24 protein-coding genes are annotated in these 23,484 nt (G+C 66.0%); 13 read left to right on the top strand and 11 right to left on the bottom strand.

Going from position 1 to position 23,484, the window contains the following annotated elements; all coding sequences use genetic code 11:
* The first annotated feature begins 19 nt into the window (after window positions 1-19).
* The gene (locus tag N2K98_RS04540; protein WP_255866178.1) at window positions 20-754 is read left to right on the top strand and encodes a TIGR03089 family protein; all 735 of its coding nucleotides are present in this window, start codon (window positions 20-22) and stop codon (window positions 752-754) included.
* Here N2K98_RS04540 and N2K98_RS04535 read toward each other — a convergent pair.
* Window positions 732-1,283: a GtrA family protein gene (locus N2K98_RS04535; protein ID WP_229952466.1), complete on the bottom strand. Its 552-nt coding sequence runs from the start codon at window positions 1,281-1,283 to the stop codon at window positions 732-734. The genes N2K98_RS04540 and N2K98_RS04535 overlap by 23 nt on opposite strands.
* A gap of 187 nt (window positions 1,284-1,470) precedes the next feature.
* On the opposite strand from N2K98_RS04535, the gene N2K98_RS04530 reads away from it, so the two are divergent.
* Genes N2K98_RS04530 through manA form a run of 4 tightly spaced genes read left to right on the top strand, consistent with a single transcriptional unit; the run spans window position 1,471 to window position 6,197 of the window.
* The gene (locus N2K98_RS04530; protein WP_255866177.1) at window positions 1,471-2,637 is read left to right on the top strand and encodes a 5-(carboxyamino)imidazole ribonucleotide synthase; all 1,167 of its coding nucleotides are present in this window, start codon (window positions 1,471-1,473) and stop codon (window positions 2,635-2,637) included.
* Between the two features lie 3 nt (window positions 2,638-2,640).
* Window positions 2,641-3,180 (top strand): 5-(carboxyamino)imidazole ribonucleotide mutase, encoded by a 540-nt coding sequence (gene purE / locus N2K98_RS04525; RefSeq protein WP_255866176.1) that lies wholly within the window; start codon window positions 2,641-2,643, stop codon window positions 3,178-3,180.
* A complete protein-coding gene (locus N2K98_RS04520) occupies window positions 3,177-4,820 on the top strand; it encodes an LCP family protein (protein ID WP_255866175.1) in 1,644 nt (547 codons plus the stop codon). Before purE ends, N2K98_RS04520 begins: the two co-directional genes overlap by 4 nt.
* 48 nt (window positions 4,821-4,868) lie before the next feature.
* On the top strand, window positions 4,869-6,197 hold the full coding sequence (manA, locus tag N2K98_RS04515; protein ID WP_255866174.1) for a mannose-6-phosphate isomerase, class I: 1,329 nt from the start codon (window positions 4,869-4,871) through the stop codon (window positions 6,195-6,197).
* A 4-nt stretch (window positions 6,198-6,201) separates the two neighbouring features.
* Here the strand turns inward: manA and N2K98_RS04510 are convergent, their stop codons facing one another.
* Both N2K98_RS04510 and glpX read right to left on the bottom strand, forming a co-directional pair.
* Window positions 6,202-7,230, bottom strand: coding sequence for a lipid II:glycine glycyltransferase FemX (locus N2K98_RS04510; RefSeq protein WP_255866173.1), 1,029 nt, complete (start codon window positions 7,228-7,230; stop codon window positions 6,202-6,204).
* A 138-nt stretch (window positions 7,231-7,368) separates the two neighbouring features.
* A complete protein-coding gene (gene glpX / locus N2K98_RS04505; protein ID WP_230024773.1) occupies window positions 7,369-8,409 on the bottom strand; it encodes a class II fructose-bisphosphatase in 1,041 nt (346 codons plus the stop codon).
* A gap of 177 nt (window positions 8,410-8,586) precedes the next feature.
* Between glpX and N2K98_RS04500 the strand changes: the two genes are divergently transcribed.
* The 5 genes from N2K98_RS04500 to N2K98_RS04480 all read left to right on the top strand — a co-directional run bounded on the left by N2K98_RS04500 (window position 8,587) and on the right by N2K98_RS04480 (window position 13,889).
* On the top strand, window positions 8,587-9,180 hold the full coding sequence (locus tag N2K98_RS04500) for a DUF4245 domain-containing protein (RefSeq protein ID WP_255798526.1): 594 nt from the start codon (window positions 8,587-8,589) through the stop codon (window positions 9,178-9,180).
* Between the two features lie 63 nt (window positions 9,181-9,243).
* Window positions 9,244-9,906: a carbonic anhydrase gene (locus N2K98_RS04495; protein ID WP_255798525.1), complete on the top strand. Its 663-nt coding sequence runs from the start codon at window positions 9,244-9,246 to the stop codon at window positions 9,904-9,906.
* Window positions 9,907-9,947: 41 nt separating this feature from the next.
* A complete protein-coding gene (locus N2K98_RS04490; RefSeq protein ID WP_229952475.1) occupies window positions 9,948-11,369 on the top strand; it encodes a class II fumarate hydratase in 1,422 nt (473 codons plus the stop codon).
* Between the two features lie 124 nt (window positions 11,370-11,493).
* The gene (locus tag N2K98_RS04485) at window positions 11,494-12,201 is read left to right on the top strand and encodes a TetR/AcrR family transcriptional regulator (RefSeq protein ID WP_255798524.1); all 708 of its coding nucleotides are present in this window, start codon (window positions 11,494-11,496) and stop codon (window positions 12,199-12,201) included.
* Window positions 12,198-13,889, top strand: coding sequence for an MDR family MFS transporter (locus tag N2K98_RS04480; protein WP_255866172.1), 1,692 nt, complete (start codon window positions 12,198-12,200; stop codon window positions 13,887-13,889). Before N2K98_RS04485 ends, N2K98_RS04480 begins: the two co-directional genes overlap by 4 nt.
* A gap of 78 nt (window positions 13,890-13,967) precedes the next feature.
* On the opposite strand, the gene N2K98_RS04475 is transcribed toward N2K98_RS04480, so the two are convergent.
* From N2K98_RS04475 to N2K98_RS04460, 4 genes are all read right to left on the bottom strand, one after another.
* Window positions 13,968-14,438: an NUDIX hydrolase gene (locus N2K98_RS04475; protein ID WP_255866171.1), complete on the bottom strand. Its 471-nt coding sequence runs from the start codon at window positions 14,436-14,438 to the stop codon at window positions 13,968-13,970.
* 4 nt (window positions 14,439-14,442) lie between these two features.
* Window positions 14,443-14,976, bottom strand: a complete 534-nt coding sequence (locus N2K98_RS04470; RefSeq protein ID WP_255866170.1) for a prepilin peptidase — start codon at window positions 14,974-14,976, stop codon at window positions 14,443-14,445.
* A 61-nt stretch (window positions 14,977-15,037) separates the two neighbouring features.
* Entirely contained in the window at window positions 15,038-16,354 is a 1,317-nt protein-coding gene (locus tag N2K98_RS04465) for a PhoH family protein (RefSeq protein WP_255866169.1), read from the bottom strand.
* Window positions 16,355-16,533: 179 nt separating this feature from the next.
* A complete protein-coding gene (locus N2K98_RS04460; protein ID WP_255798519.1) occupies window positions 16,534-17,295 on the bottom strand; it encodes an isoprenyl transferase in 762 nt (253 codons plus the stop codon).
* A 184-nt stretch (window positions 17,296-17,479) separates the two neighbouring features.
* Here N2K98_RS04460 and trhA point away from each other — a divergent pair, with 184 nt between their 5' ends.
* A complete protein-coding gene (trhA, locus tag N2K98_RS04455; protein ID WP_255866168.1) occupies window positions 17,480-18,232 on the top strand; it encodes a PAQR family membrane homeostasis protein TrhA in 753 nt (250 codons plus the stop codon).
* Here trhA and N2K98_RS04450 read toward each other — a convergent pair.
* Genes N2K98_RS04450 through mca form a run of 3 tightly spaced genes read right to left on the bottom strand, consistent with a single transcriptional unit; the run spans window position 18,229 to window position 21,637 of the window.
* The gene (locus N2K98_RS04450) at window positions 18,229-20,343 is read right to left on the bottom strand and encodes a thioredoxin domain-containing protein (RefSeq protein ID WP_255866167.1); all 2,115 of its coding nucleotides are present in this window, start codon (window positions 20,341-20,343) and stop codon (window positions 18,229-18,231) included. The two genes, trhA and N2K98_RS04450, sit on opposite strands and share 4 nt — an antisense overlap.
* A gap of 10 nt (window positions 20,344-20,353) precedes the next feature.
* Window positions 20,354-20,668 carry a hypothetical protein gene (locus tag N2K98_RS04445; protein ID WP_255798516.1) on the bottom strand — a complete coding sequence of 105 codons (315 nt, stop codon included), beginning with the start codon at window positions 20,666-20,668 and terminating at the stop codon, window positions 20,354-20,356.
* A 51-nt stretch (window positions 20,669-20,719) separates the two neighbouring features.
* On the bottom strand, window positions 20,720-21,637 hold the full coding sequence (gene mca / locus N2K98_RS04440) for a mycothiol conjugate amidase Mca (protein WP_255866166.1): 918 nt from the start codon (window positions 21,635-21,637) through the stop codon (window positions 20,720-20,722).
* A gap of 57 nt (window positions 21,638-21,694) precedes the next feature.
* Between mca and N2K98_RS04435 the strand changes: the two genes are divergently transcribed.
* Window positions 21,695-22,153, top strand: coding sequence for a DUF4307 domain-containing protein (locus N2K98_RS04435; RefSeq protein ID WP_255798514.1), 459 nt, complete (start codon window positions 21,695-21,697; stop codon window positions 22,151-22,153).
* A 225-nt stretch (window positions 22,154-22,378) separates the two neighbouring features.
* Window positions 22,379-22,870 carry a transcription elongation factor GreA gene (gene greA, locus N2K98_RS04430; protein ID WP_227924248.1) on the top strand — a complete coding sequence of 164 codons (492 nt, stop codon included), beginning with the start codon at window positions 22,379-22,381 and terminating at the stop codon, window positions 22,868-22,870.
* Window positions 22,871-22,901: 31 nt separating this feature from the next.
* Here greA and N2K98_RS04425 read toward each other — a convergent pair whose 3' ends face one another.
* On the bottom strand, window positions 22,902-23,483 hold the full coding sequence (locus N2K98_RS04425; protein WP_255798513.1) for a rhomboid family intramembrane serine protease: 582 nt from the start codon (window positions 23,481-23,483) through the stop codon (window positions 22,902-22,904).
* Window position 23,484 lies beyond the last annotated feature (1 nt).

Genomic DNA, 23,484 nt, shown 5'->3' with positions numbered 1-23,484 from the left:
AACGAAAGAGGCCATTTCCATGACCATGTCTGCAGCAAGCACCCTGCTGTCCGGGCTCCGCACGCGCCAAGCTACATCCCCTGCCCTGATCTGGTACGGCCCCGCCGGCGAACGGATCGAGCTTTCAGGGAAGGTGCTGGACAACTGGGTGGCCAAGACCTCGAACTTCCTGGTCGATGAACTGGACGCCGAGCCCGGCCTGCGCGTCCACCTGGACCTCCCCATCCACTGGAAGACCTTGGTCTGGGCACTGGCTGCCTGGCAGACCGGCTGCACAGTGGTGCTCGGTTCGCTGGATGAAGGAGCACATGTGGACGTCACGGTCACCGATGCTGCGGACAGCGGCGCCGAAGGGACCGTCGTCGCCGTCGCGCTGGGCGCCCTGGACCTGGCGTTCCCGGCGGACCTGCCGGCCGGCGTCGTCGACTACGCGGCGGAGGTGCGCTCCTACGCTGACACGTACATGGAAGGCGCCCGGCCCGACGGCGGACAACCGGCCCTCGAGGTCGGGGGTCCTACGGCCGCCCGCGAATTGAACGGAACGGTGTCCTACGGATCGCTCGGGACCCTGCTCGAAGCAGCGGATGATTCCGCCGAAGTGCTGCTCGCTTCGGCTCCTGACCTGCCGCTCGTGCTGGAGGAGGCGGTGGGCACATGGGCCTCGGGCGGCGCCGTCGTGCTTACTGCGGCCGGCGTGGAACCGGATGAACGGGTATTGGCCTCTGAGAAGGTTACGAAGCGCTTGGAGGCTTAACGGCGCCGTACGGCTTGACCTTGCCGGGCGGGATTATGGACTCATCGATCAGTTCATAGTCCTGCTCGAAGCCGGGCTCCTGGTCCAGTTCAACGTTGAAGACCCAGAACCGGTACGCGAAGAACCGAAGGACTGTGGCGACGGCGATGCCCAGCACGCCGGCCAGGAACAGCATGTTCTTGTCCTCGATACCCATGGGGTAACGGGCAACCCAGGTGAAGCCCGTGGAAATCACGATGCCCACGCCGTTGATCAGAATGAACAGCCCCAGTTCACGGCCCACGTTGTCCACGCTGCGGCGGCGGCGGAAGGTCCAGTAGCGGTTGGCGATCCAGGAGACCATGGTGGCGACGACGGCGCCCACGAACCGTGCCTTGACCTCGCTGCCGGACATGGGTCCGTGCATCAGGTAGAGGGTAAGGCCGTTGTCCACCACGAAGGCCACGGCACCTACCGTGCCGAACTTGGCAACCTCACGCCAAAAAAGGGAAACCAGGCCCCGAAGCCGATCTGACAGCGATGTATTCATGACCCTCCGAGGCCGATCCGCGGCAGCACTCCCAAAGACTCGGATCGACGGCTGCCAGTTCCCGACGCGCGGACGCGCGGCGGTCAAAAGGCGATATTACCGCGCCTTTATGGGAGTCTGCTTAGTGTCCGGGGAGACACCGGCGCCGCGAGGCGGGAATAACAGCCCTCTTCGGTACGCTTAAGCCGTGGATTTCCCAATTATCGGCGTGATAGGCGGCGGTCAGCTCGCCCGGATGATGGCCCCGGCGGCCACAGCCCTCGGATTTGAGCTGCGTGTGCTCGCCGAAGGCCCCCAGGTATCTGCCGTGGCGGCAGTGGCCAATGCCACAGTGGGTGATTACCGGAACCTGCAGGATTTGACGGATTTCGCCGCCCAAGTGGACGTTGTCACGTTTGACCACGAGCACGTGCCCGGCGAGCATCTGCGGGCCCTCGTGGAGAAGGGCATCAATGTCCAGCCTGGTCCCGCCGCGCTGATCCATGCCCAGGACAAACTGGTCATGCGTGCGGCCGTGGAGCGACTCGGACTGCCCAATCCCCGCTGGGCCGAGGTCTCCACTCCAGGGGAGCTGGCCTCGTTCGGCAACGCCGCCGGCTGGCCGGTGGTCCTGAAAACCCCGCGCGGCGGCTACGACGGCAAGGGCGTACGCATAGTGGACGACGCCGCGGCTGCCGCGGACTGCGCCGACTGGTTCGGCTCCGGGCCCCTGCTGGTCGAGGAGAAAGTACCGTTCCACCGGGAATTGTCCGCCCTCGTGGCCCGCACCCCCAGCGGCGAAAGCCGTGCCTGGCCGGTTGTCGAATCCATCCAGGTTCACGGTGTCTGCGACGAGGTCATCGCGCCGGCACCGCACTTGGATCCGGCCGTCGCGGATGCTGCCGCGGCAGCGGCCCTGCGCCTGGCCGAGGAACTGGGCGTCACCGGTGTTATGGCTGTCGAACTCTTCGAGACCCCCGGCCGCGGTCCCGGCTTCCTGATCAATGAACTCGCGATGCGCCCGCACAACTCCGGGCACTGGACCATGGACGGCTCCGTCACCGGCCAGTTCGAGCAGCACCTGCGTGCAGTCCTCGACCTCCCGCTCGGCGCGACCGCAGTACGGGGCGGCGCGGCCGTGATGAAGAACTTCCTCGGCGGCGACAACAGCGACCTGTTTGCCGCCTATCCCCTGGCGCTGGCGGCCGAACCCGCCGTCAAGGTCCATACCTACGGCAAATCCGTCCGGCCGGGACGTAAGATCGGCCACGTTAATGCCGTTGGTTCCGCCGACGACCTCCCCGCCCTCCGCCGCAGTGCCGGCCGGGCAGCAGCCATCATCCGTGACGGCCGCGACCCCTTGAAGGAGAACTGAAGCATGCCCCACCGTGCTACCACGCCGCTGGTAGGCCTCGTTATGGGTTCGGACTCCGATTGGCCGGTCATGGACGCAGCCGCCGCTGCCCTTGCCGAATTCGGCATCCCCTATGAGGCCGACGTCGTTTCAGCCCACCGGATGCCGGCCGACATGCTGGAGTACGGCCAGGACGCCCACCGGCGCGGGCTGCGCGTCATCATTGCCGGAGCGGGCGGCGCCGCCCACCTCCCCGGCATGCTGGCCGCCGTTACCCCGCTTCCCGTTATTGGAGTCCCCGTTCCGCTGAAGTACCTGGACGGGATGGACTCCCTGCTCTCAATCGTCCAGATGCCCGCGGGAGTGCCGGTGGCCACGGTTTCGATCGGAGGTGCCCGGAACGCCGGACTGCTTGCTGTCCGGATCCTCGCAGCGGGCACGGACCCGCTCGCTGCCCGCCTCCAGCAGCAGCTCATCGAGTTTGCCGGCGGGCTGCGCCAGTCCGCCATGGCCAAAGGCGCCGCGCTGCGCACCTCCCTGCCGGGAACGGACCAGCAGCAATGAACCAGCAACGCTCCGAGCCTTCGGGCAGCTCCTACACCGATCCCGTGCGGTACCCCCAGGCTGCCGCCCCGGCAGTACGCACCAAGCGTGCCTTCATCCTCCTGCTGCTGACCTTGGTGCTTCCCGGGTCGGCACAGGTGGTTGCCGGGGACCGGCGCCTGGGCAGGCGTGCCCTGCAAGTCACCTTCGCGGTTTGGGCAGTGGCGATTGCAGCCCTCATCCTGGCCGTCACCGACCGTGCACTGCTGATCAATGTCCTGACCAATGGCTGGGCCTCGTTCCTCATCATGATCGTGCTGGCCGCCCTGGCCGTTGCCTGGGGACTGTTGTTCCTGAACACCCTGCGCATCATCCGCCCTCCCCTGCTGCAGCGCAGGGTGCGGCCGCTCGTTTCCGCCTGCCTGGTCCTGCTGATGGTTGGCACCAGCGGCAGCCTCGCCTACGGCGCCTACCTGATGAACGTCAGCCGGCAGACTTTCGGCTCCATCTTTGCCTCGGGCCCGTCCCTTGATCCCGTGGACGGCAGGTACAACTTCCTGCTCATGGGCGGAGACGCCGGCGAGGACCGCACCGGCCTGCGTCCCGACAGCATCTCGATGATCAGCGTGGATGCGAAAACCGGCCAGCCCGTGACGTTCAGCATTCCCCGCAACTTCCAGAACGCCCAGTTCCCCGCGGATTCCCCGCTGCACGATGTGTACCCCGACGGCTATAACTGCGGCGACGAGTGCATCATCAACAGCCTTTACCAGACGGTGACGGAGAATTACGCGGATCTCTACCCCGGGGCAGCGGATCCCGGCGCCGAAGCCATGATGGACGCCGTCAGCGGCAGCCTGGGCCTTGAGGTGCAGGCCTACGTCATCGTGGACATGGGCGGTTTCGAACAGCTGGTCGACGCCATGGGCGGCGTCACCATCAATTCCGGCGGCTGGGTCCCCATCACGGCCGGGGAAATTCCCGGCACCAACCGGCACTATCCACCGGACGGCTGGATTCCGCCGGGCACCCAGACCCTCGACGGCTACCATGCGCTTTGGTACGCCCGCTCGCGCGAATTCGTGACCGACTACCACCGGATCGCCCGGCAGCAGTGTGTCCAGCAGGCCATGGTGGCGCAGATGGACCCGGCTACGCTCCTGACCCGCTTCCAGGCCATCGCCACGGCCGGCGAGGAGATCGTGAAGACGGACCTCCCCCAGGACCAGCTGGGCAGCTTCGTGGACCTGGCGTTGAAGGCCAAGGGCCAGCCCATGGAGCGGATGACCATCGGCCCGCCGGACTTCGGCTCGGCGGCGGACAACTTCGTGACCTATCCGGACTTCAACCTGATCCATGCCCGGGTGCAGGAATTCCTGGCCGGCCTGGAAGCCGCACCTGCCGAACCGGCTCCGGCTCCCGCTCCGGCGGAGGAAGCTGCGCCGGCCGCACCGGAGGAAGCTGCACCAGAAGCCGCACCGGCGCCGGAGGCAGACACCGGGACGGACGGCGAAGCAGCCGACGGAACTCCCATCACCGAGGTGCCGCAGGAGGAGGAAACCGAAATAACGGTGGAGTATCTTCAGTACCTCGCGGAAATCGGCGATGATGCCACCCTCGGCTCGCTCCTGAACAACAACGGCGAGTGCAGCGTGGGATAGTTCCGCCTTCCCAGCCCGACCCGACTCTCCAGCACACGAAAGAGGCCCGTGTACCTGCTCCGGAACACCCTTCGACCCTATGCCTGGGGATCGACCACTGCGATCGCCGAGCTGTTCGGCCGGGAACCCTCCGGCGACCCCGAAGCTGAACTGTGGATAGGTGCGCACCCGGGGGCACCCTCGGCGCTGGTTCCGCCCGTGGACGGAAGCGAAACACTCGACGAGTTGATTGCGGCCGATCCTGAACGGATGCTCGGCGCCGACACCGCCGGGCGCTTCGGTCCCGAGTTGCCTTTCCTGGCAAAGATCCTTGCGGCCGGGGCTCCCCTGTCACTGCAGGTCCACCCCACACCCGAGCAGGCCCGGGCCGGGTACGCCGCGGAGGAGGAAGCCGGCGTGGACCGCGGTGCCCGGGAACGCAACTACAAGGACGGGAACTCCAAGCCCGAGATGATTTTCGCGCTCACGCCCTTCGAGGCGCTGTGCGGTTTCCGGAAGCCGGAGGAGTCCGCGGGCCTGTTCCGTGCCGTCAATGCTGCGGTCACCGCCTCCGGCCGGGAGGTGCCCGACCTGCTGGAATGGATCGTGGCGGAGCTGTCCTCCGGCCATCCGGCACCGGCGCGGCTGCAGTCCGTCTTCCGCACCCTTATTAATGACGGCGAATCCGTGCGTGAAGCCGTCGAACTTGCCGCGGCCGCCGTCGCGAAGCTCGCCGACGGCGGTGAATATGCCCGCGAGATGACCACGCTGGCCGAGCTGAACGGCTACTACCCGGGGGATCCCGGTGTCCTGATCTCCCTGCTGCTGAACCGTGCTTCGCTGCAGCCCGGCGAAGCGGTCTACCTGCCGGCCGGGAATGTCCACGCCTACCTCAGCGGGTTGGGGGTGGAGGTTATGGCGGCCTCGGACAATGTCCTGCGCGGCGGGCTGACCCCTAAGCACATTGACGTACCCGAACTGCTTCGGACCGTGGATTTCCGTCCCTTGGGCGTCCCGTACCTGGCGGCCGAGGACACGGGGGCGGGTCAGCAGGTATTCCGCCCGCCGTTCGAGGAGTTCGCGCTCCAGCGCCTGGAGCTCGCTCAGGGACCTTCCGCAGCGCCCGGAGATCCGCTTCCGGCCGAAGCACCTGTCCTGCAGCACGGACCGGCGGTGGTCATCGCGGTGCGGGGCACCATTGCCCTGACGTCCCCGGCGGGAAGCCTCACACTCGAGGCCGGAGACAGTGCCTTCCTTCCAGCGTGGGAGGCACCCGTGGTGGCCCGGCTCGCAGCGGACTCCGCACAGCACGACGACGGCGCGCTTGCGTTTGCCGTGACCGTCGGGTCGGTTCCGGCCGGGGAAGCAGATGCCCCCCGGCTGGATATCGACGCCTAGCCGGCTAGCGGCCCAGCCGGGCCTTCAGGGCGGCCGCTGCTCCGCGGGCCTTGCGCATTCCTGTCTTGGCCAGCGGCAGCGCGGTGGAGAAGACCGGATAGAGCGGGGACAGGGGCTTGTCCCAGGTGCCGGCCAGCTGGTCCTCGTGCTTCGCCCAGCCCATCTTGAACTTCGAGACCCCGTCATTGAGCAGGCCGTTGAAGTCGTACCGCGTGATCCCCCGCTCCTTCATATCGGAGATGGCGTGCCATTTGAGGGCATAGTTCGCCCGTAGCCGTTCACCCTCCTCGGTCATTCCGCCGTAGAGCTCGAAGGAGGTGTAGCCGCTGGTGGAAAGCCACAGGAACGCGACCACGTCCTCGCCCTTGAAGGCAGCGTAGACCGGTGAATCCTCGCCGAGGTTGTCGAAGATATCCAGGTAGTAGGAATCCTCGTGGATGCCGAAGTTCGCCCGTTCGGCGGTGAGCTTGTACACGGCCAGGCATTTGCCGAGTTCCGCACGCGTCACCCGCCGGTAGGTCAGGTCCTCGCGCCCGGACTTGCGGATGTACTGCCGGTGTTTTTTGCTCATGTCCCCCGACAGGTCCTCGAGGCTGCGCTGCAGGTCCAGGATCAGCGTCCGGCCGATGAGGATGGTGTTCGCGCTGCTGCGGAAGCCCAGTCCGGGCAACCCCGCCACCAGCTTCCCGTCCGCATCCCAGTCAGGTTCGATGGACAAGGCCACGGCGGAATGGGTGCTCTTGACGTAATCCGCAACGGCGTCCAGGACTTCGAGTTCCCGTCCCGGCTCACCCTGCGGGCCGCGGGGAATGTAGGCAAGGGCCCGGAAGGGGAAGGGAAGCGCACGCAGCAGGACCTGAGCGCACCCGAGGACCGTACCGGCGTCGTCGCTCACCAGGACGCGGTCTACGTTCCATCCGTGGTCTGCCTTGGTCTTCCCCCAGCCCCACAACTGCTGCGGGTGCCCGCGGAAGCGGTTCACGGTTTCGTTCCAGGTGGCGGCATCGGAGCAGGGGGTAACGCGCAGTGTCATGCCTTCCAGCCTACTTGGCTCCGTTGCCGCACCCGAAAAGCGGCGCCGCCGCGGCGCCTTACAAACAGCTGATGCTGCCCGGCGGATCCGCCGGGCAGCATCAATTGCGTCTTGTCAGTTCGGGTCCCGCGTCAGCTCCTAGTTGGAGCGGGCGTAGGACTCCCACTTGTGTGCCTGGTGTTCGCCGTCCACCACGCGGATGGTGCCGGACTTGGAGCGCATCACGATCGACTGGGTCAGGACCCGGTCCTTCTTGTAGCGCACGCCGCGCAGCAGGTCGCCGTCGGTGATTCCGGTGGCGGCAAAGTAGCAGTTGTCGCTCGTGACGAGGTCATTGGTGGACATCACGCGGTCCAGGTCATGCCCGGCGTCGATGGCCTTCTGCTTCTCATCGTCGGAGGTCGGCCACAGCCGGCCCTGGATGACGCCGCCCAGCGTCTTGATCGCGCAGGCCGTGATGATGCCCTCGGGGGTGCCGCCGATGCCCATCAGTGCGTCGACGTCGGTGCCTTCGCGTGCTGCAGCGATGCCGCCGGCGACGTCACCGTCCATCAGCATCCGGGTGCGCGCACCGGCGTCGCGGATTTCCTGCACCAGCGGCTTGTGCCGGTCCCGCTCCAGGATCATCACGTTGAGCTGGTTGATTTTCTTGCCCTTGGCCTTGGCAATCAGGTGCAGGTTCTGCTTCACCGGAAGGCGAAGGTCCACCATGTCTGCGGCTTCCGGTCCCGTGACCAGCTTTTCCATGTAGAAGACCGCCGAAGGATCGAACATGGTGCCGCGTTCCGCGACGGCCAGCACGGCAAGGGCGTTGTTGATGCCCAATGCAGTCAAGCGGGTGCCGTCGATCGGATCCACCGCGACATCGCAGAGGGCGCCGGTGCCGTCACCAACGTGCTCGCCGTTGTAGAGCATCGGCGCTTCGTCTTTTTCACCTTCACCGATCACCACCACGCCGTTGAAGGAGACCGTGGAAATGAGTGAGCGCATGGCATCCACGGCAGCACCGTCTGCCGCGTTCTTGTCACCGAAGCCCACCCAGTGGCCGCCGGCGATGGCCGCCGCCTCGGTGACTCGGACGAGTTCCAGGGCCAGGTTGCGGTCCGGCTCGGAGTCCCCGACTGCCAATGCGGGGGAAAGTGTGGAGTACTGGGCACCTTTGGACACGTCAAACCTCATCTTCGAAATTATGATGTAGAAATTCTGCTGTAAACGTCTGCGGACAACCGCCGAAAGCGGGTGGCCTTTGTCCGATCATAGTCTGCGTGCCCCCCGTCACCACCTCGGGCAGAGGATTTCGGCGGCGGTGCGTTACTCGGAGTAGGACATCGCATCCGAATAAGAGAACATGGATGGGTGAGTGAAACGCAGCCCGATCCCCAGCAGACCGATGAACCCGTAACGCCGGTATTGACCGCCAAGCAGGCCAAGCGGGCCAATGCCACCGTGATAGGCATGCTGATCGCCACCGGACTCACGCTGGCGCTGTGCCTGGTGCCCGTACTGCTGAATCCCGCGCCCAAGATGCAGGCCCGCAACGTCGATGTTGCTGCCGCTGCCAACCAGGCCGCCGGAGACGCCGGCTACCAGCCGCTGGCCCTGGAGCTTCCGGACGGCTGGAGTGCCAACTACGCCCGCTGGAATGCCGGAACCAACGACGGCGTCCCGAATTGGGAAGTCGGATATGTCACTCCGGATACCGAGTTCATCTCCCTGACCCAGACCAACGCCGCCAATCCCACCTGGATCTTCGAACACAGCGGCAACTCGACCGTGTCCGGTGAACGGCCGGCAGGCGGAGTCTCCTGGGAGCTGCGCGATTCCTCCAATAAGGACTCAACACTGGTCGCGGAGATCGACGGGCAAACCGTGATCCTCACCGGTTCCGCCGACCTGGCGGAATTCGATGTGCTCGCCGAACACGTGGTCCGCGAGCTGCGCAGCAACTGATCGTGACGCCTGCGGGCGTCCCGGGTCGGCACCACCGGTTCCCGTAGTAGTAACCTCAATAGCGTGGAAACAGCGAGCGAACAGATCATCACACCCGCCCAGGCCTGGCAGAAGCTGCGTGAAGGCAACGAACGTTTCGTAGCCGGCACCGCCCGCCACCCCAACCAGGACGCGCCTCGACGCAGTTCCCTCGTTGAGGGGCAGAACCCGTTTGCAGTGATTTTCGGCTGCTCGGACTCCCGCCTCGCTGCAGAGATCATCTTCGACCTCGGTCTCGGGGACGCGTTTGTGGTCCGCACCGCCGGACAGGTCATTGACGACGCCGTGCTCGGCTCGCTGGAGTACAGCGTCGGCACGCTGGGCGTACCCCTCATTGTGGTGCTGGGCCATGACAACTGCGGCGCCGTCACTGCCGCCAAAGCCACCGTGGACACGGGCGAAATGCCCACCGGGTACGTCCGCACCCTGGTGGAGCGGATCACTCCGTCCGTGCTGGCGGCGCAGCGCAAGGACCTGCACGAAGTCAATGACATGGTGGTTGAACACACCAAGCAGACCGCGGAACGCCTGGTGGAAAGTTCCCGCCTCATTTCCGCTGCAGTGGAGGAAGGGCAAGTTGCCGTTATCGGCCTGTCCTACCGGCTGGCGGAAGGCAACGCCGAACTCGTCTCCGGCTTCGGCGCCCTCGAGCATCCCGCCGTCCTGCGTTCGTCGCTGCCCAAGTAGCGGTTATCACTGCGGTGCCTTCGGAGATTAGGCTTGGGGGCATGACTTCTGACACCTCCGAATACCGCATCGAACACGACACCATGGGTGAGGTCCGGGTTCCGGCCTCCGCCCTCTACCGCGCCCAGACCCAGCGCGCGGTCGAGAACTTCCCCATTTCCGGCACCACGCTGGAACCCTCGCACATCGAAGCGCTCGCCCGGATCAAGAAGGCCGCCGCGACCGCCAACGCGGAACTGGGAGTACTCGACGACGAGCGCGCCCGGGCCATTGAAAAGGCCGCCGACGCCGTCGCCGCCGGCACCTACAATGACCAGTTCCCGATCGACATCTTCCAGACGGGCTCCGGCACCTCCTCGAACATGAACACCAACGAGGTCCTCGCGGAGCTCGCCACCCGGGCGCTGAAGGACGCCGGCAGCGAGACCACTGTCCACCCCAACGACCATGTGAACGCCTCGCAGTCCTCCAACGACGTTTTCCCGACCTCGGTGCACGTTGCCGCCACGTCCGCCCTGATCAATGACCTGGTCCCCGCCCTCGAGCACCTTGCCGTGTCCCTGGAGCGCAAGGCCGAAGAATTCAAGGACGTCGTCAAGTCCGGGCGAACCCACCTGATGGACGCCACTCCGGTCACCCTTGGCCAGGAATTCGGCGGCTACGCCGCACAGGTGCGCTACGGCATCGAGCGCGTGCAGGCGTCCCTGCCCCGTGTAGCCGAAGTCCCGCTGGGCGGCACCGCCGTCGGTACCGGCATCAACACTCCCGCCGGATTCCCGCAGCGCGTGATCGAACTGCTGGCCGCTGACACCGGCCTGCCGCTGACCGAAGCGCGGGACCACTTCGAAGCACAGGCCAACCGCGACGCACTGGTCGAGGTGTCCGGCATGCTGCGCACCATCGCCGTGTCCTTCTCCAAGATCGCCAACGACCTGCGTTGGATGGGTTCGGGCCCCAACACCGGCCTGGGCGAAATTGCCATCCCGGACCTGCAGCCGGGCTCCTCGATCATGCCGGGCAAGGTCAACCCCGTCATCTCCGAAGCCGTCCTGCAGGTTGCCGCGCAGGTAGTGGGCAACGACGCCGCCGTGGCCTGGGCCGGCACCTTCGGTTACTTCGAACTCAACGTGGGCATTCCGGTGATCGCCGCGAACCTGCTCGAGTCCATCCGGCTCCTGGCGAACTCCTCCCGCGTCATGGCGGACAAGATGATTGACGGCATCGAAGCAAACGTCGAGCGCGCCCGCTACCTGGCGGAGGCTTCCCCGTCCATCGTGACTCCGCTGAACAAGTTCATCGGCTACGAAAACGCAGCGAAGATCGCCAAGTACTCGGTCAAGGAAGGCAAGACCATCCGCCAGTCCGTCGAGGACCTCGGTTACGTGGAGCGCGGGGAACTCACGGTTGAGCAGCTGGACAAGGCACTGGACGTCCTGTCCATGACGAAGCCGCCGCAGGCCTAAAGAACCACTGCTGCCCCAGTACGGCAGGCCCGCCGAAGGAGCGTCCGGATCCCCGGGCGCTCCTTCGTTTTGCCCGGCAACCGGAAATTTGCACCTGCCGGCTCAGAGTGCAAAACTCTACTCCGTGACGAAAGGTGCAACAGAAGACTGCGGACTGCGGGAGCGCAAGCGGACGGCCACCCGTGCCGCCATCACGGCGCACGCCCGCATCCTGACCGCCGCCAACGGTGTCAACGGCTTCACCGTCGAACAGCTGTGCGAGCGGGTCGGCATTTCCCGCCGGACGTTTTTCAACTACTTCCCCGCCAAGGAAGATGCCATTCTGGGTTCGCCCGCAGATGACCTTCCCCAGGATCTGGTTCAGCGCTTCGTCGACGGCGGCGCCGGCTCTGCAGGCGAAGGAATCTCCCCCGCCTTGGTTGCGGACTTCGTGGACCTGGCCGTCGGCATGACCGAACGCATGGCCATGTCCCGCTCGGAGATGGCGCAGCTGAAGGAAGCTGTCAGTGCCGAACCCCGGCTCATCCAAAAGGCCATGCGCGGCTCGCAGGAGACCGAGGAAACCTTTGCGCGGATAGTAGCTGCCCGGGAGTCCCTGCCGGCCGATGACCCACGCGTCCGGGCAACCGTTGCCGTCTTCGGAGCACTGGTCCAGCGCGCCGGGCTCCGCTTCTTCGATCCGGCCAACACCGATTCCTACCGCAGCATCCTCGTTACCGAGGTCAATGCGGCCATAGCCGTGTTTTCGTCCGCGTCTCCACTCTCCGTCGAACCAACGGACCACCGCCCTGCATCCACCGCCCCTGCCGATACCGCCAAGGACAGTAAATGACCTCCACCGCCGAACGTGCTTCCGGGCCGCTTCTGCTGACCCAGAAACGCATCTGGATCATCTTTTCCGCCCTGATCGCAGGCATGCTGCTTTCCAGCCTCGACCAGACCATTGTTTCCACCGCCATGCCCACCATCGTGGGAGAACTGGGCGGCGTCGAGCATCAGACCTGGATCACCACCGCCTATCTGCTGGCCACCACCATCGTGATGCCCATTTACGGTAAGTTCGGTGACGTGCTGGGCCGGCGCAACCTGTTCCTGTTCGCCATTGTCCTGTTCACTGCGGCGTCGGTTGGATGTGCCTTCGCCACCGATTTCTGGGGCTTTGTCATCTTCCGGGCCATTCAGGGTCTTGGCGGCGGCGGCCTGATGATCCTGTCGCAGGCCATCATCGCGGACATTGTGCCGGCCGACCAGCGCGGCAAGTACCTCGGCCCGCTGGGCGGCATCTTCGGCCTTTCCGCCGTTGCAGGCCCCCTGCTGGGCGGCTTCTTCGTGGACCATCTGACCTGGCAGTGGGCGTTCTACATCAACATCCCAATCGGCATCGCTGCCTTCCTGATCGCCTTCTTCACCCTGACGCTGCCGAGCAAGAAGGCCACCAAACGGATCGACATCGCGGGCGTGGTCCTGCTGTCCATTGCCACCACCTGCCTGATTTTCTTCACGGACTTCGGCGGCAGCGACGAGCGCGGCTGGACCGACCCGCTGACGCTCGCCTTCGGCGCGGGGATGCTGGTTGCGGCAACCCTGTTCGTGATGGTGGAAAACCGCGTCGCGGACCCGATCATCCCGATGAGCCTGTTCCGGAACCCGATCTTCGTGAACAGCACGGCCATCGGCTTCACTCTGGGCATGGGCATGTTCGCAGCCCTTGCCTTCGTGCCGACCTTCCTGCAGATGTCCACCGGCACCTCGGCCGCGGTCTCCGGCCTGCTGATGCTGCCGATGATGGTGGGCATGATGGGTACCTCGATCTACTCGGGTCTCGCCATCACCAAGCACGGCACCTACAAGAAGTACCCGATCATGGGTGCGGCCCTGGTGATCGCTGCCATGCTCTGGATGACCACCCTCTCCGCCGACACCCCGGTCTGGGTGATCTGCGCACAGCTGTTCGTCTTCGGCGCCGGGCTCGGCTACATCATGCAGGTGGTGGTCCTTGTGGTGCAGAACTCCGTCCCCGTGGGCCAGATCGGCACCGCGACCTCCAGCAACAACTACTTCCGCGAGGTCGGCGCTTCCCTGGGCGTGGCTATCTTTGGTGCCATGTTCACCTCGCGCCTTTCGGACAACCTGAATGAGGTCTTCACCAAGGCCGGCTTCGATCCGTCCGCCGCCGGCGAGGCCACTGCCACCCTGCAGCCGTCCGTCATGAACGATCTGCCCGAACCCATCCGGGACGGCATTGTCACCGCCTATGCCGATTCGCTGGCCCCCGTTTTCTGGTACCTGATCCCGTTCCTGGTCATCGCGCTGGTCCTGGCCTTCTTCCTGAAGCAGATCCCGTTGTCCGACGTCGCCGGAATGGTGGCCCGCGGGGAAGCCGTTGCCGGCCCGGAGGCGGACCGGCTGGAGGCCGAACGCCTGGCCGCGCTCAAGGGAACCGGTGCGCAGGCCGCAGCCCCGGCAGAAGCCCCGGAGCCTGAGCCGCAGGCTCCGGAAAACCCCTACCGGGAGAAGTAGCGGCTTCGCTGCATTAACCGCCGAAAGGGCCGTCCTGCTGCTGCGGGACGGCCCTTTCCTGTTCGGGGTCTCAGCGGCTCAGCGTTCGAAGACCGGCACGCCGTCGGCCGTCAGGGCCAGGTCAATCAGCATTCGGTGCCGTTCGCTCAGGGGCGGCAGGGCATCCAGGCGGTACCAGCCCACCTCGATGGACTCGTCGTCGTTCACGCGCGCCTCCCCCGACACATACCGGCAGCTGAACGCCAGGTTCAGGAAGGAGCAGACATCGCCGTTGGGGAAGGTAACCGGCCCGTGGGCGCCGACGTGGATAAGGTGTTCCAGCTCGGCCCGGATGCCGGTTTCCTCTTCCACTTCACGCACGGCTCCCGGCCCCGCTTCCTCCCCCGGTTCGAGCATTCCGGTGATCAAGGCCCACCGCCCGTTGTCCGCGCGGCGGCCCAGCAGTACCTGCCCTTCCGCGTTGAACACCACGGCCGTGACGCCGGGAAGCCAGAGCGGATCATGTCCTATCCGCTTCCGCAGGGACAGGACAAAATCAGGGGTAGGCATGCTTCTACTGTAGGGCAGGGGCCAGCATGGCTACGGCGGCCCCCAGGAGCAGGAACGGACCGAATGCCACCGTTGACGACGCCGTCCCCCGCCGGGCGAGGATCAACGCCACTCCCCAGAGTCCGCCGAAAACAAATGCAGCCACTACCCCTGCCAGGACGTGGCCGGGGCCGAGGAAACCCAGATAGAGGCCCAGCAGCCCGGCAAGCTTAACGTCCCCGAAGCCCATGCCGGCCGGACTGAGCAGCCGAAGGGCAAAAAACCCGATCCACAGCGCAGCGGCCCCCACCAGCATTGCGCTGACGCGGTCCGGTTCCCCGGCGGCCAGCGCCGCACCGGCCAGCAGCATCCCGGCTACCGGATAGGACGGCAGGACCAGGGTGTTGGGCAGGCGGCGGGTACGGATGTCGATCACGGCCAACCGGACGGCGACGGCCGCAAACCAGACGAGCGCCGCACTAAGCAGCACCACGGCAACGGATGGACCCGCTTCACCGTCGGCGCCTGCTGCCCAATAGCCCGCCAGGATCCCCACCATGGAACCACCGTAGCCTGAGGCCCGCCCGGCTCAGGGGTCCGGGCCCGCGGCTGTGGACAAGCTAGCCGATCTGCCCTTCCTCCAGCAGCTCGGTCACGAGTGCGGCAATCGGCGAGCGCTCCGAGCGGGTAAGCGTCACGTGTCCAAAAAGCGGATGGCCCTTGAGTGTCTCCACCACGGCGGCCACGCCGTCGTGCCGGCCCACCCGAAGGTTGTCCCGCTGGGCGACGTCGTGGGTCAGGACCACCTTGGAGTTCTGTCCAATCCGTGACAGGACCGTGAGCAGGACGTTCTTCTCCAGGGACTGTGCCTCATCCACGATCACGAAGGCGTCATGGAGTGAACGGCCCCGGATGTGGGTCAGGGGCAGCACCTCGAGCATGCCGCGGTCCAGGACCTCCTCCACCACCTCCACGGAGACCAGCGCCTCCAGGGTGTCGAAGACCGCCTGGCCCCACGGGCCCATTTTCTCGGACTCAGTGCCGGGCAGATAACCCAGCTCCTGGCCGCCCACGGCGTAGAGCGGACGAAACACCATCACCTTGCGGTGTTCCCTGCGTTCCAGCACCGCCTCCAGCCCGGCGCACAGGGCCAGCGCGGACTTACCCGTTCCTGCCCGGCCGCCCAGCGAAACAATGCCCACCTCCCGGTCCATCAGCAGGTCGATGGCCAGCCGCTGTTCGGCCGAGCGTCCGTGCAGCCCGAAGACATCCCGGTCCCCGCGGACCAGCCGCAGCCGCTTATCCGCCCCCACCCGGCCAAGAGCCGAGGCGCGTCCGGCCATCAGCACCGTGCCGGTGTTGACGGGCAGGTCCGCGGCTTCGGGGATGAGCAGCGGCTGGTGGTCATACAGCAGCGCCATGTCCGCGTCCGAAATTTCCAGTTCCGCCACACCGGTCCAGCCCGAATCCCGGACCAGTTCGTTGCGGTACTCGTCCGCCGCCAGTCCCATCGCCGAGGCCTTCACCCGCATGGGCAGGTCCTTGGACACCACTGTCACGTTCCGGCCGCCGTCGGACAAGCTCTTGGCAACGGCGAGGATCCGGCTGTCATTGTCGCTGCCCCGGATGCCCGCCGGCAGCACGTCCGTGGAGATGTGGTTCAGCTCCACCCGCAGTGTGCCGCCGCTCTCCCCCAACGGGATGGGCGCCCCGAGCCCGCCGTGCTGGACCCGGAGGTCGTCCAGCAGCCGCAGCGCGTTCCGGGCGAAATACCCAAGCTCGGGATCCTGGCGCTTGCGCTCCAGTTCGGTGATGACCACCAGGGGAAGGATCACTTCATGTTCGGCGAAACGGAGGATCGCCCGCGGATCGGACAATAGCACCGAGGTATCCAGTACAAAGCTGGCCCGCTCCTGCACTTGCTGTTCAGCTGCCACGTGGAACTCCCGTCAGGGGCGCCCCAGGGCCCCGGTCGCTGGATGTATTCCATCCCGATGTTGCGTTGGACGTTCCGCCCGCTGCCTCAGCCGGGCCGGTAGCACCAAAGTACGCCCGCAGGCCGCAGTCCCGCAGCAGGACACGGCCGTTCCCGGCCCAGCTGCCTGCGGGGAAGCCGCTAGGAGCCGAAGCGCCGCTGCCGGCTGGCGTAATCGCGCAGGGCACGCAGGAAATCCACCCGCCGGAAATCCGGCCAAAGCGCTTCGCAGAAGTAGAACTCGCTGTAGGCGCTCTGCCACATCAGGAAGCCGGAGAGGCGCTGCTCGCCGGAGGTCCTGATGACCAGTTCCGGATCCGGCTGGCCGCGGGTGTAGAGGTATTCGGAAATCTTGGTGTCGCAGATTTCTTCGGTGACTTCCGCGATGCCCTTGCCTTCGGCTTCGGCGTCCCGCAGAAGTTCCTTGACGGCGTCGACAATTTCCCGGCGTCCGCCGTAACCGATGGCCACGTTGACATGCAGTCCGTCGGCGTCGCCCGTGCTTTCGCCAAGCTCAGTGAGCTGTTTGGCCAACCGGGCTGGGAGGATCTCAAGTGCCCCTACCGGCTGGACACGCAGGTTGCCTTGTTCGCCCAGCCGGTCCAGGGTGTTGCCGATAATATCCAGCAACGGTTCCAGTTCGTCCGCATCACGGTTCAGGTTGTCCGTGGACAGCATGTACAGGGTGACCATCCGCACCCCGAGCTCCTGGCACCACCCCAGGAACTCCAGGATTTTGTCCGCTCCGGCCTGGTGCCCGTCGCTGGTCGGCGCCCCGGCGAGTTTGGCCCACCGCCGGTTTCCATCCACCATCACCCCGATGTGTTCGGGGATGCGGTCTCCGATAAGGGACCGCCGCAGCTTACGCTCATAGTAGGCGTAGACAACACCGGGGAATTTCATTGTTTGCCTCACGTGCCTGGGATCCGGAGCGTGGACCGCCAAGGGTCCCGCATACCCCGGGTCTGCCCATAGGATAAAAATCTTCTCCTAGGCTACCGCTAGCTCGGCTCGCCGAAGCGCATATCGGTGCCGGCGCCTGCTTACCAAACCGTAACTTACCGGGACGTAGGTTAGAATTTCCGTTATGGATTCGTCACCATTTTCCGCCCCGTCTCCGGGAGTTCCTGCACAGCACGACCCCGAATCGCGGACCACGCCCGGCCCCCTGGAAAACGCCGTTGAAGCAGTAGCCGAAGAACTGGAGATCAAGCCCCGGCTGCGCGGCTGGCTGCATGCCGGTGCCACTCCCCTTGCCCTGGCGGCGGGGATCATCCTTGTAGCCCTCGCACCGACGACGGGCACCCGGATTGCCTCCGCAATCTACGCCTTTACGGGCGTGCTGCTGTTCGGCACCAGTGCCGTCTACCACCGCGGCAACTGGTCCCCGAAGGTGAAAGTGGTGCTTAAGCGCCTGGACCATACGAACATCATGCTGGTCATTGCCGGTTCCTATACCCCGCTGGCGTGGTCCCTCCTGCCCCGGGACAGCGCGGTCACGCTGCTCTGGATCATCTGGTCCGGTGCCCTGGTGGGCGTCGCGTTCCGGCTCCTGTGGCTCCACGCGCCCCGCTGGCTCTACACGCCCGTCTACATTGCGCTGGGCTGCGCGTCCCTGTTCTACATTCCGGATTTCTACGGGACCAACCCGACGGCCGCCATCCTCATCTGCGTGGGCGGGGCCATGTACATTGCCGGTGCCGTTATGTATGCCATGAAGAAGCCCAATCCCTCGGTGGACTGGTTCGGCTTCCATGAGATCTTCCACGCCTTTACCCTGGCTGGATTCGCCGCCCACTATGTCGCCATCCTGATGGCCGTCCGCGCGGTGACAGGCTAGGAGTTCAGCGTGCGGAACTGGGCCGCCAACTCTTCCGGATCCGCCACCGGCCGGCTGCAGACCATCCCGCGGCAGAGGTAGGCCAAGGCGCCGCCGTCCGGTGCGGGCCGGTCCCGAAGCAGCGGCACCGCTGTTTCGCCGCCGGAGCCGCTGGCTACGACGACGGCGGGCCCGCCCGCGGCCCGCCCGGTCCGAAGCAGCTGACGCACCAGCCGGGGATCGCTGCCTGTCACGGCGAGTTCCCGCGGCCCCTCCAGCGCCTGCACGAGGACGGACATCGCCCAGCCGCCGGCGCGCGGGGCCCGTGCCGCCACCAGCTGAACATGGGACAGCAGCGCTTCTGCGAGGGCACGGTGCCGGGAGGAACCGGAATAGGCCGCGTAGGTCACCAGCACACCGGCAAAAAGCGCTGTGCCGCTGGGAGTGGGGCCGTCCATCGGATCGGCTGCCGAGAGCGATCCCTGCGCTGCCGCCAGCTGGTCCGTCCGCACGGCGGTGTCCTGCAGGACGCCGTCCACGATGAAGCGCTGCTCGGCGGCCAGGACCAGCTCCTCCGCTTTGCGGTACCACTGCTCTTCGCCGGTGGCGGCGAAGAGCGCAAACAGCCCTTCGGCAGCCCCCGCATAGTCTTCGAGCAGGCCCTCGATGCCGGCGGCCGTGCCTGCATGGGACACCCGCGCCAGCAGACCGTTCCGGTAGTGCACGCGCAGCAGGTAATCCGCAGCGTCCCGGGCCAGGTCCAGCAGGCCCGCTGCCTTCTCCCCCGGGTCTCCGGCATCGTCGAGTGCAAGGGCGGCGTCGGCCAGGCCGGCGATGGCCAGCCCGTTCCAACCCGCCACCACTTTGTCGTCGCGGTCCGGCTGGGGCCGCCGGTCCCGTACGGCCAGCAGCGCAGGCCGCACGCGCTGCCAGAGCTGCTCCTCCTCCGGCTGCAGGCTGCGCCCGAAGTGCAGGGTGGATCCGCCGGCCTCCATCCGGCCGGTTTCCAGGTCCAGCAGGGACAGAACCGCGTCGGCGTCGGCGCCGGAATCCGACAGGACGGTGCGGAGCTCGTCGGGGGTCCACACATAGGTGGCACCTTCCCGGCGATGCCCGTCCACGAGGGTGTCGGCGTCGAGCGAGGACGCAAATCCTCCCCCCTCGACGCGCAGCCGCTTGGCCAGCCAGGCCGCGGTATCGGCGCTGACCTGCAGCGCCAGGTGCCGCTGGTCCTCCGAGGGCGCCGAACGGCTCCAGTGGGCGTAGAGGCGCAGCAGCTGGGCATTGTCGTAAAGCATTTTTTCGAAGTGCGGGATGGCCCAGGCCCGGTCCACGGTGTACCGGGCGAAGCCGCCTTCGAGCTGGTCATACAGTCCGCTGCGGGCCATGGTTTCCAGGGTTCGGTCAGCCACGGACGCGGCGGCGCCGGCGGCCGGCCGGTCAGTGGATCCGTAAACCAGGAGGAACCGCAGCAGGGGCGACGGCGGGAACTTCGGTGCACCGCCCAGCCCGCCGAAACGCTGGTCTTCCTGTTCCAACACCGCCTCCACCGCGGCCTCGAGCACCTCCCCCGAGAGCGGACCGGACTCGGCCGTCACTTCCAGGCTGCCGATCAACCGCCGGTTTCCCGCCTGGGCGGAGGCCAGGTGTGCGGCAATCTGCGCGGCGCTTGCTTCGACTTCGGCCGGGCGGTCCCGCCAGGCGGAGGAAACCGCTTCCATAACCTGCTGGAAGGACGGCATACCCTGCAGCTGCCGGGGCGGAAAATAGGTGCCTGCATAGAAGGTGCGGCCGTCCGGCAGGGTAAACACGCTCATCGGCCAGCCGCCCTGGCCGGTCAGCGCCTGCGTAGCTGCCATGTACACGGCGTCGACGTCGGGACGTTCCTCGCGGTCCACCTTCACCGACACGAAGTGCTCATTCAGGTACTGCGCCGTGGCAGCGTCCTCGAACGATTCGTGCGCCATGACATGGCACCAATGGCAGGCAGCGTAACCCACGGAGATAAAGACGGGAACATTCCGGCGCCGGGCTTCGGCAAAGGCTTCCTCACTGAAGGGCCACCAGTCGACGGGGTTGTCCGCATGCTGGCGCAGGTAGGCCGACGCCTGGTTCCTCAGTCTTTCAGCCATGGCATTCCCCTTACCGGAGGTGGTCCCAGGTGGTGTCCCGTTCCTCCGTCGCACCGGGGGTGCCCTTGGCAGGCGCAGGTCCGGAGGCGTCCCGCCCGGCGTCTTCCCGGGCGGCTTCCTGGGTGGCCAGCACCTGTTCGCGGTAACGGACCCGGCGGATGCGTTTGGTCATGTCGCGGATCAGGAAGATGATCGCAATCACCACGAAGAGCGTGAAGAGGAACCCCAGCGTTCCCGGGGTGACGTCTTCTGCGGCAACTCCCGGTGCGAGGGACTCCTCGGGTGCCGGAGTGGCGGCCGTAGCCAGGCTGTACAGGAAGTTCACGGTATATCTCTCTTTTAGCCAATACTGCGGCGGGACCTATGTTCCCAGGGTCTATCGTATGCCAGCGAACAGGTCGGTTTCAGGCAGGTCGGTTTCCACGCGCGACTCAATCAGGGAGTAGTCCTCCCAGGGCCAGACCTTGCGCTGCAGATCCGGGCTGACGGCGAAAAAGAAGCCGTTCGGATCCACCTGCGTGCGGTGGCTGCGCAGGGCTTCGTCCCGGACTTCGAAGAAGTCGCCGCACTCGATCTGCGTGGTGGTCGCATGAGTGGGAGCGGGCGGCTGATGGCCTTCCGCATCGGTTTCCTGCCAGGCGGCGATCCGCTCTGCGTACGGGGACTTGAGGCCGGCCTCTTCCAGGGCAAAATGCAGGGCCCGGAAACGCTCCGGGTTGAAAGCCCTGTCGTAGTAAAGCTTCGACGGTTCCCACGCGGACCCTGTCCCGGGGTACCGCTCCGGATCGCCGGCCGCGGCGAACGCCTCCACGGCGACCTTGTGGGCCATGATGTGGTCCGGGTGCGGATAGCCGCCGTTTTCGTCGTAGCTGATGATGACGTGCGGCCGGAACTCGCGGACCAGCTTCACCAGGGGCGCCGCAGCGCGTTCCAGTGGCTGCAGGGCGAAGCAGCCGAAGGGCAGGTCCGGCAGCGGATCACCTTCGGGCAGCCCGGAATCCGTGAATCCAAGCCAGCGGTGCCGGATTCCCAGGGCCGCCTGTGAAGCGGCCATTTCACGCCGGCGCAGGCCGGCCAGGTCCCGCTTGCCTGCGGGATCATCTTCGGCACCGGGGTTGAGGATGGATCCCCGTTCCCCTCCGGTGCAGGTGGCAACCATCACTTCGACGCCGGCGGCGGCATAGGAGGCCATCGTGGCCGCGCCCTTGCTGGCTTCGTCGTCAGGGTGGGCATGCACCGCGAGCAGGCGCAGCGGGGCGGTAGGCCGGGAATCGGTGCTTTCGCGGGCAGACAAGGCAACTCCTGAGGTAAGCGGAAAACGACGGTGGAATCGAGAAGCTAAAATGGGCCTGTGAGCACTTCGGAAGGTCAGCCCGAGACGTCGGCACCCCATCAGCCGGACGTTTCCACGTCCGAGTCCAGATTAGCCAATCGCTACGGCGCTCCAAAGCGGCGCCTGTCGCGGCGGGCACGGATCATCGGCACGTCGGCCGCGGTGGCCGCCGGCATAGTGGCTGCGGCGTGGATGAACATCCCCGCCTCCACCGGAACGGTCACGTCGAAGGACGTCGGCTTTACCTTTCCGGAGGACGGCCGTGTGGTGGTGGATTTCAAGGTCGATAAATCGGCCGGCAGCACCGCTGCCTGCGCCGTCCAGGCACTCAACGAGAGTTACGCCGTCGTGGGCTGGAAGACGGTGCTCCTGGGTCCGGATGCTCCGGAAAGCAGCACCCAGCGGGTTGAACTCCGCACGGACTCCCCGGCAGTTACCGGCGGTGTGTCCTCCTGCTGGATAGTGGACGAGGGCTAGCCCCGTAAGACGTCCCGTCCCGCATATTGGGTTATGTGCGCGGGCAAACTACTATGGGAACTTACGACATGCCCCGCCCAGGTGTCCGGCTGGTCTTTGGTAGACATTCCAAAACCAGTTGGTCTCCGCCCGGCGGGGTCTTTGCTTGTCAGGCCAATCCGGCCGGCGGGCATTCAGCCATGCCGGACCAATGGATGGCCCGGACGTTTATATAAGGAGATACCCGTGTCAACCAACAGCGCATCTGTCGCCTGGCTCACGCAGGAGTCTTACGACCGCCTGAAGGCGGAACTGGATCACCTGTCCGGCCCCGGTCGGACGGAAATCGTTGCCCGCATCGAGCAGGCACGCTCCGAGGGCGACCTCAAGGAAAACGGCGGATACCACGCAGCCAAAGAGGAACAGGGCAAGGCTGAGGCCCGGATCCGGCAGCTGACGCAGCTCCTTGAAAGTGCACAAGTTGGTGAATCCCCGGCCGATGACGGCGTCGTGGAGCCGGGCATGCTGGTGGAAGCCCGCGTCGCCGGCGACGTGGAGACCTTCCTGCTGGGCAGCCGCGAGATCGCCGGCGACGGCAACATCGACGTCTACAGCGAAAAGTCTGCGCTGGGTGCGTCCATCCAGGGCCTCAAGGCCGGGGACAGCACTACCTACACCGCACCGAACGGTAAAAACATCTCCGTCGAGATCATCTCCGCCAAGCCCTACACCGGGTAGGTTTTCCCCGGTTCAGTGAAGGCGGGCTTTCCTACGGGAGGGCCCGCCTTTGCGTTGGCGCGCGGCGGTCGTGCCGCAGCACCACGGCGGCCAGCACGCCACCCATCGCGCCGAACAGGTGCGCCTGCCAGGAGACGCCCAGTGAGGTCGGGAAAAGGCCCCAGAGAATTGATCCGTACACCAGGAACAACACGGCGCTGAGCAGGATCTGCCCGATATTGCGGTTATAGAAGCCGCGGACAATCAGATACGCGAATAAACCGAACACCACGCCGGAGACGCCCACGGTCAGTCCGCTGCCGAACAGCCATACCCCGATTCCGGAGCACAGCCAGGATATGGCAAGCACCGAGACGAACCGCCGCACCCCTTCCAGCAGCGTCAGGAACGAAAAGACGATCAAGGGGACCGTGTTGCCGAGGAGATGGGACGTCCCGGCGTGGAGCAGCGGGGCGAACACCACGCCGTCGAGCCCCTCAAGCTGCCTCGGCAGGATGCCCAGCAGCGGAAAGAGGACCGGTTTGAAGAGCAGCGTGAGCAGGTACACCGCCCAGAGCACGGCGGCGAACAGGAGCGACCCGGCCAGGGCCGTGCGTGTACGGGAGGCAGCCATC

It is taken from the genome of Arthrobacter jinronghuae (genome assembly GCF_025244825.1).
Classification (GTDB): Bacteria; Actinomycetota; Actinomycetes; order Actinomycetales; family Micrococcaceae; genus Arthrobacter_B; species Arthrobacter_B jinronghuae.
The sequence above is the reverse complement of the archived record's forward strand: the minus strand, read 5'-3'. Positions and strand labels throughout refer to the sequence as shown.

Bases quoted from the DNA above. Each gene is read 5' to 3' on its own strand.
- purE (WP_255866176.1), top strand. From the start codon at position 2,641: ATGCCCCACCGTGCTACCACGCCGCTGGTAGGCCTCGTTATGGGTTCG.
- N2K98_RS04510 (WP_255866173.1), bottom strand. From the start codon at position 7,230: ATGACACTGCGCGTTACCCCCTGCTCCGATGCCGCCACCTGGAACGAA.
- N2K98_RS04450 (WP_255866167.1), bottom strand. From the start codon at position 20,343: ATGGCTGAAAGACTGAGGAACCAGGCGTCGGCCTACCTGCGCCAGCAT.
- N2K98_RS04460 (WP_255798519.1), bottom strand. From the start codon at position 17,295: ATGAAATTCCCCGGTGTTGTCTACGCCTACTATGAGCGTAAGCTGCGG.
- N2K98_RS04425 (WP_255798513.1), bottom strand. From the start codon at position 23,483: ATGGCTGCCTCCCGTACACGCACGGCCCTGGCCGGGTCGCTCCTGTTC.
- N2K98_RS04520 (WP_255866175.1), top strand. From the start codon at position 3,177: ATGAACCAGCAACGCTCCGAGCCTTCGGGCAGCTCCTACACCGATCCC.
- N2K98_RS04480 (WP_255866172.1), top strand. From the start codon at position 12,198: ATGACCTCCACCGCCGAACGTGCTTCCGGGCCGCTTCTGCTGACCCAG.
- glpX (WP_230024773.1), bottom strand. From the start codon at position 8,409: ATGAGGTTTGACGTGTCCAAAGGTGCCCAGTACTCCACACTTTCCCCC.
- trhA (WP_255866168.1), top strand. From the start codon at position 17,480: ATGGATTCGTCACCATTTTCCGCCCCGTCTCCGGGAGTTCCTGCACAG.
- N2K98_RS04490 (WP_229952475.1), top strand. From the start codon at position 9,948: ATGACTTCTGACACCTCCGAATACCGCATCGAACACGACACCATGGGT.
- N2K98_RS04540 (WP_255866178.1), top strand. From the start codon at position 20: ATGACCATGTCTGCAGCAAGCACCCTGCTGTCCGGGCTCCGCACGCGC.
- N2K98_RS04470 (WP_255866170.1), bottom strand. From the start codon at position 14,976: ATGGTGGGGATCCTGGCGGGCTATTGGGCAGCAGGCGCCGACGGTGAA.
- N2K98_RS04475 (WP_255866171.1), bottom strand. From the start codon at position 14,438: ATGCCTACCCCTGATTTTGTCCTGTCCCTGCGGAAGCGGATAGGACAT.
- N2K98_RS04535 (WP_229952466.1), bottom strand. From the start codon at position 1,283: ATGAATACATCGCTGTCAGATCGGCTTCGGGGCCTGGTTTCCCTTTTT.